Here is a 6,693-nt window from a genome sequence, read left to right as displayed (position 1 = left end):
CAACATATCTGGCGTTGACTTTTGGCACGCTGTTGAGTTCTCAAGGAACGGACACTTCCTTCGGACCGCCTTCCAGCGGGCCCTCCGGGCGCTTCGTTCTTTCGTGTTCCCAGCTTATCAGATGTTTTCCGCTCCGTTTCCGGCGCTTCGTTCATCCAACTCGCTGGTGTCTTCTGCGGCTTGACGCCCCGTCCGACGTTTCAAACTCTAGCCCATCCCCGCTTCGAAAAGCGAATCCGGCCGCAATCCATATAAACGGACACGCCGAATAAGGCCCGAGCCGCGTTGCCGAAAAAGGCAAAGCACGACCCAGCCCGAACCGGGAGGTGGTGTTTCTAGGGATTGGCTGCCCCGGGACCGTCCGCGCCAATGCGTGTCCGGTGCTCCCTGCCAGGCAGCTCGAAGAACATTAGACCTGTTGGGACCCCGGGTCAACCCCGGCCTTCGGCTCACTCCCGGACTCGCTCCCCGGCTCACCCCCGGGCTCCGTCTCCGGCTCCGCCCCGGAGTTCTGCCCCGCTTCCAGCTCCGGCGGGGCCTCCTCGGCCGGCAGCTGGAAGGCGAGCACGGCGACGTCGTCGTCGTGCTCCGCGGTCACCCCCATGGCCCGGAGCAGCCGGGCGCAGACGACCTCGGGGGCGCCGACCGCGCCGGTCAGGGTGCGGGCGAGCAGGTCGAGGCCCTGGTCGATGTCCTCGTCCCGGCGCTCCACCAGGCCGTCCGTATAGAGGACGCCGGTGGTGCCGGGGAGCAGGCGCAGGGTGTGCGAGACGTGGACGCCACCACCGGTGCCGAGCGGCGGGCCGTTCTGTTCCTCGCTGCGCAGGACGGTGCCGTCGGGGCAGCGCAGCAGGACGGGCAGGTGGCCGGCGGAGGCGTAGGTGAGGGTGTGGCGCTGCGGGTCCCAGACCGCGTAGGTGCAGGTGGCGATCTGGTTGGCGTCGATCTCCATGGCGAGCCCGTCCAGCAGGCGCATCACCTCGTGCGGGGGGAGGTCGAGGCGGGCGTAGGCCCGGACTGCCGTCCTGAGCTGTCCCATGACCGCGGCGGCGCGCAGGCCCCGGCCCATGACGTCCCCGATGACCAGCGCGGTGCGGCCGCCGTCGATGGCGATGACGTCGTACCAGTCACCGCCGACCGCCGCCTCGGCGCCGCCCGGCTGGTAGGTGGCGGCGACCCGGAGGTCGGCCGGCTGGTCGAGCTTCTGCGGGAGCAGGCTGCGCTGGAGGGTGACGGCGGCCTCGCGGTGGCGGCGTTCGGACTCCCGCAGGCGGGTGGCGGCGAGGACCTGGTCGGTCACCTCGGCGGCGAAGATGAGCACCCCGGCCGGCGGCGGCGCCTTGTGTTCCCGGTGCTCCCGGTGTTCGTCGGTCGGCCCCGGCTCGGCCCGGTGGTCCTGGCGGCTGAGCGGGACGCAGGAGACGTTGTAGTAGCGGTTGCCGGTGAGGCCGAGGATGCAGCGGGCCTTGACGCTGCGCGGGCGGCCGCCGCGGATGACCTGGTCCATGAGCGGCAGGACGCCCATCGTCCCGAGTTCGGGCAGGGCGTCGCAGGCGGGCAGGCCGGTGGGGCGGTCGCCGAAGAGTTCGCGGTAGGCGCGGTTGGCATAGCCGAGCTGGTGCAGCGGGCCGTAGGTGACGGCGACGGGGGCGGGGATGCGGTTCAGCACCTCCCGCAGGTCCTGGGGCTTCTGCGGGTCGAGCACCTCGGTCGGGCTGACGAGGCTGGTGGGGTCGCGTGGGCTGGGGACCACGACGTCGCCGGACGGCGCGCCCTGGTCGGTGCCGTTCCCGGTGGGCGGGGCGGCACGCCAAGGGACTCCGGTGAGCCGGGCGCTCCAGCGCATGAGGTTCAAACGACGGCCGCTTCCTCGATTTCCAGGCATATCATCACTTTTTGTGTGCGTACTGGCACACGGGGTAATGACTCGGTTGGGCAGATCCTGTCAGGCGGAGGCCCGATTCCGGAAGTCGCGCGCCCACGGCGCGGCCGTCATGTCAGTCCGGGCCGGGCCGGGAGCCGGGCCCGGGGCCCGGTCCGAACCCCGCCTCGAACTCCGAGCGCGGGTGCTCGACCGCCCCCAGCGAGACCACTTCGCGGGAGAACACCCCACCCAGGAGCCAGTCCATCAGCACCCGCACCCGCCGGTCGGAGCTCGGCAGCCGGCGCAGGTGCCGGGCCCGGTGCAGCCACCACGCCCTCCGGCCGGTCAGCCTGCCGCCGCGCCGGGTGTGGGCGACGGCGCGGCCCAGCCCGAGCGAGGTGGAACAGGCGGCGCGGTCCGGCCGGTACTCGGCGATGCCCGCCGCCCGCGGGCCGCCGTCCAGCGCGACCAGCACGTTGGCCGCGAGCAGCTCCGCCTGGGCGAAGGCGTGCTGCGCGTTGGGGGCGCAGGGGGCGCCGTCCGCGTGCGGGTCGGGCACGGCGGCACCGTCGCCGGCCGCCCAGACGCCGGGGAGCGCCCGCCCGTCCGGAGCGACGACCTGGAGGGTGGCGAGGCAGCGGACGCGGCCGGAGGTGTCCAGCGGCAGGTCGGTGTCGCGCAGCAGCGGGGACGGGCGCACCCCGGCCGTCCAGACCAGGGTGCGGGCGGCGAAGCGGCTGCCGTCGGAGAGCGCCATGACCCGGCCGGCGGCCGAGTCCAGGGTGGTCCGCAGCCGGACGTCGACGCTGCGCTCCCGCAGCTGCGCCAGCGTGTGCTCGGCCAGTTCGGGGGACTCCTCGGCGAGGATCCGGCCGGAGGCCTCGACCAGCACCCAGCGCAGGTCCTCGGGGCTGATGTTGTGGTAGCCGCGGACCGCGTACCGGGCCATGTCCTCCAGCTCGGCCAGCGCGCCGACGCCGGCGTAGCCCGCGCCGACGAAGACGAAGGTGAGCGCGGCCTGCCGCAGGGCCGGGTCGCGGGTGGCGGAGGCGAGGTCGAGCTGCTCCAGGACGTGGTTGCGCAGGCTCACCGCCTCGCCGACGGTGGAGAAGCCGAGGCCGTGTTCGGCCAGGCCGGGGACGGGCGCCGTGCGGGAGACCGAGCCGGGGGCCACGACGAGGACGTCGTAGTCCAGCTCGACGGGCGCCGGCGGTTCGCCGTGGCCGGCGGCGTCGGCCCAGGCGCGGCGGGCGGCGTGCTCGATCCGGGTGATCCGCGCCGTGAGGACGCGGCAGTCCGGCAGCGCGCGGCGCAGCGGGACGACCACGTGGCGGGGGTCGATCGAGCCGGCCGCGACCTCGGCGAGCAGCGGGTGGTACGTCAGGTAGGGCTGCGGCTCGACGACGGTGATCTCCACGTCGCCGCGCCGGAGCCGCTCGCGCAGGCCGCGTTGGAGGTGCAGCGCGGCGGACATCCCGGCGCAGCCGCCCCCGACGATCAGGATCCTGATAGCGCACCTCCTGCCGAAGTGACCTTCCCGCCGGCCCCGTCGGCCGGGGCACCCCCCACCACGCCCTCCATGAAGGACCGTCGAAGGGCCTCTTGTCCACAGTCCGTACCGAGGCAGTTGGGACGGGAGTGGACAGGTGGGGCCGGATGTGCTGCCGGGGTGACTTTCTGACGCACTTTCGGCTTTTAACGGCGGTGAACTATGGTCGGATTGTGTGTCGGAGCGGCCATCGCCATGTCAATCGGCGGCGACGCACCGTGGAGCTGCCATTACGGCCAGTTCCAGCGTTGGCGGGAGCAACCCGACTGCGGGAGCGTGATCCGGGGAAGGGTAGTCCCGGACGAGGCCTCAAACGCGTGGTCTTCATGCGTATGCGGTCGGACACGTGCGGTCCGGCGATCGTGGTCGGACACCACCTGGGCGGAGCGAACGGCACGACCGGTACGAGCGATGGGTCATCTGGTCATTTCTGACAACGGACGGAGCTGCACCGGGGGGTGCAGGGGCGGGCGACGACAGGGTCCGGGATCGGGCGCCTGCGGGGGAGAGTTGGGATGATGGAGCAGGAACGACTGTTGGGGCGGGATGCGCCGCGTACCGTCCCGGGTGTGGTGCCGGAGCAGCGCGGTCCCGGCGGCCTTCCGGAACAGGCCACGGTGGCGTACGCCGGGGTGCCGTACCGGAGCGAGCCGCCGCAGGGCGGTGGCGGGCCCGTACCCGGGGCCCGGTTGCGGGTGGACGCCCGGCGCAACCTGGAGAGCGTGCTGCGCGCGGCCCGCGAGGTCTTCGGCGAGTTCGGCTACGGCGCGCCGATGGAGGAGGTCGCGCGCCGGGCCGGGGTCGGGGTCGGCACGGTCTACCGGCGCTTCCCGAGCAAGGAGGTGCTGGTCCAGCGGATCGCGGCCGAGGAGGTGGCCTGGCTGACGTCGCAGGCGCGTGAGTCGCTCTACGGCGGCGGCGGTGCCTGGGAGTCGCTGGCCGGGTACCTGGCGCGGGCGGTGTCCACGGGTGCCGGGCGGCTGCTGCCGCCGGAGGCGTTCCGGTACGCGGACGAGCTGGGCCGGGTGCCGGAGCAGCGTTCCGGCGATCCGGCCGGGGCGGGCGGGCTCCCGGGGGGCCGGTTCGAGCCATCCGGCTCCGGCTCGTACGGCTCCGGGTCGTTCGGCTCCGGCTCGTACGGTGCCGGCTCGCAGGATGCCGTGGCGCAGGGTGCCGTGGCGCAGCAGGGCGGTGCCGAGCCGCCGGCGGCCGATGCGGACCCGCGGCTCTTGCTGCAGCTGCTGGCCGCGCTGGTGGCCCGGGCGGGTGCGGCGGGCGAGCTTCGGCCCGGGGTCACGGTGGCCGACGTCGTACTGGTGCTGACGGCCTCGGTGCCGGTGCACGCCACGCGCGCGGTGGCGGGCGAACCCGTGCACACGTCGGCCGCGGTTCCGGCGGGGGGTTCACCGACGAGTGACCGGCCGACGGACGGTCAGGCCGCCGAGGGTCCGGCCGACCGGCTGCTGCAGATTCTGCTGGACGGGCTGCGGGCGCGCTGAGCCCCGGCGCGGCCGCCGTCCGCTGCGGGCAGGTGAGTTGGGCGTCGGACCGGGGCGCACGGACGGGTCGCGCACTCCGCGCGTCCGCCGTGCCGCCGGGTCCGTGAGCAGGCCGAACACCTCCGCGACGGCCCCTCGGAAGAGTGGGTCACGGCGGTCCGGCTACCGCCCAACTCTGCGCTATGCCATCCTTTGCCCGTGGTTGGAGCCAATGTCCCGATGCGCGCCGTTCGCGCGCACCCGGCGCCGCGCAGCGGGGAATCGTGCGCCCACGCGCTCCCGCACGCCCTGCCACACTTCGGGGGCTGTCGTGGAATCTGGGGTCCGTTGTGAGCGCCGAGGAACAGAACGACTACGGCTACGGCCTCGACTTCGGCCGATCCGGTACAAACGGGCCGGAGGGCGCGGCTGAAGGCCCGAGCGCTGGTACACCCGGTCACGCGCCCGGTCACGGGCCGGGGCGCGCGCCCGGCTCCCCGCCCGGGCGATCCGGGCCGTTGCCGTCCGGGCACCAGGGGGCCCGCGGGAATCCGGCGCATCCGGGACAGGTGCCGGACCAGGCCGGCATGCCCAGCCGCGAATCGCTCTCCGCCTCGGCCGCCGCGCTCCCGCCCACCCGCGTCCCCGGCCAGGCCCCGGCCGGACGGGGCGGGGTCGCCCCCGAGGCCTTCGTCGGCAACGGCGTCCCCGCCCGCCCGACCGTACCCGCCCCCGCCGATCCGGTGGACGGCGAGCGCCCGCCCTCGGACGCCGAGTTGACCGCCCGCGTCCGGGCCGGCGACGACACCGCGTACGAGGAGATCTACCGCCGGCACGCCGACGCGGTGCGCCGTTACGCCCGGACCTGCTGCCGCGACAGCTTCACCGCCGAGGACCTCGCCGGCGAGGTGTTCGCCCGCACCCTTCAGGCGCTGAAGGCGGGCAAGGGTCCGGACTTCGCCGTCCGCGCCTACCTGCTGACCGCGGTGCGCAACGTCGCCGCCGCCTGGACCCGCAGCGAGCGGCGCGAGCAACTCGTCGACGACTTCAGCGTGTTCGCCCAGACCTCGGCCGCCACCGTCGACCTCGACCTGGCCGACCCGGGGGCCGACGCCTGGGCGATGGCGATGGCCGACCAGCGCATGGTCATGCAGGCCTACGCCGAACTGCCCGAGGACGACCGGATGGTGCTCTGGCACACCGAGGTCGAGCGGGAGTCCCCGAAGACCGTCGCGGTGATGCTCGGCAAGACCGCCAACGCCACCGCCGTCCAGGCGCACCGCGCCCGCGACCGGCTGGCCGCGGGCTTCCTCCAGGCCCACGTCTCGGGCAGCCAGGACCGGGACTGCGAGGCGTACGCCAACCGGCTCGGCGCGTACGCGCGCGGCTCGCTGCGCAAGCGGGCGTCGGCAGAGGTCGGCCGTCACCTCAAGGAGTGCGACCGGTGCACGGCCGCCTGCCTGGAACTGTCCGAGATCAACCACGGCCTGCGGGCGCTGCTGCCCGGCGGCGTGCTGGTCTGGGTCGGTGTGGGCGGGTTCAGCGCCGCCGCGGCCGCCGTGGGCGGGGCGGCCGCGGTCGGCGGTGCGGCGGCGGGAACGGCGGCGGCCACCTCGGCGGGTACCTCGGCCGCCACCTCGGCGGGTACGGCCGCGGGTACGACGGCCGGCGCGACGGCCGGCGCGGCCGGGGGCGCTGCCGGTGGTACGGCGGGTTCCGGCGGCGGGGCCGTCGGTGCGGTGGCCGGCGAGGGCCTGGGCGCGGCCGCCAAGGCCGGGATCGCCGCCGCCGTCGCGGTGGCC

General features: G+C 74.5%; 4 protein-coding genes. 2 read left to right on the top strand and 2 right to left on the bottom strand.

The window, feature by feature from the left end:
- Positions 1–409 precede the first annotated feature (409 nt).
- Positions 410–1,855 (bottom strand): PP2C family protein-serine/threonine phosphatase, encoded by a 1,446-nt coding sequence (locus J5Y04_RS40945; RefSeq protein WP_209417635.1) that lies wholly within the window; start codon positions 1,853–1,855, stop codon positions 410–412.
- Between the two features lie 142 nt (positions 1,856–1,997).
- Positions 1,998–3,374 carry an NAD(P)/FAD-dependent oxidoreductase gene (locus J5Y04_RS40940; RefSeq protein ID WP_209417636.1) on the bottom strand — a complete coding sequence of 459 codons (1,377 nt, stop codon included), beginning with the start codon at positions 3,372–3,374 and terminating at the stop codon, positions 1,998–2,000.
- Positions 3,375–3,928: 554 nt separating this feature from the next.
- Between J5Y04_RS40940 and J5Y04_RS40935 the strand changes: the two genes are divergently transcribed.
- Together J5Y04_RS40935 and J5Y04_RS40930 are read left to right on the top strand one after the other, a co-directional pair.
- Positions 3,929–4,912: a TetR/AcrR family transcriptional regulator gene (locus J5Y04_RS40935; protein WP_209417634.1), complete on the top strand. Its 984-nt coding sequence runs from the start codon at positions 3,929–3,931 to the stop codon at positions 4,910–4,912.
- Positions 4,913–5,478: 566 nt separating this feature from the next.
- Positions 5,479–6,693: sigma-70 family RNA polymerase sigma factor (locus J5Y04_RS40930; protein ID WP_209417633.1), on the top strand; the 1,215-nt coding region annotated here is incomplete at its 3' end.

This window comes from Kitasatospora sp. RG8 (assembly GCF_017813315.1).
Classification (GTDB): Bacteria; Actinomycetota; Actinomycetes; order Streptomycetales; family Streptomycetaceae; genus Kitasatospora.
The sequence above is the reverse complement of the archived record's forward strand: the minus strand, read 5'-3'. Positions and strand labels throughout refer to the sequence as shown.

Coding starts and splice junctions, on each gene's coding strand:
- J5Y04_RS40935 (WP_209417634.1), top strand. CDS start 3,929: ATGATGGAGCAGGAACGACTGTTGGGGCGGGATGCGCCGCGTACCGTC.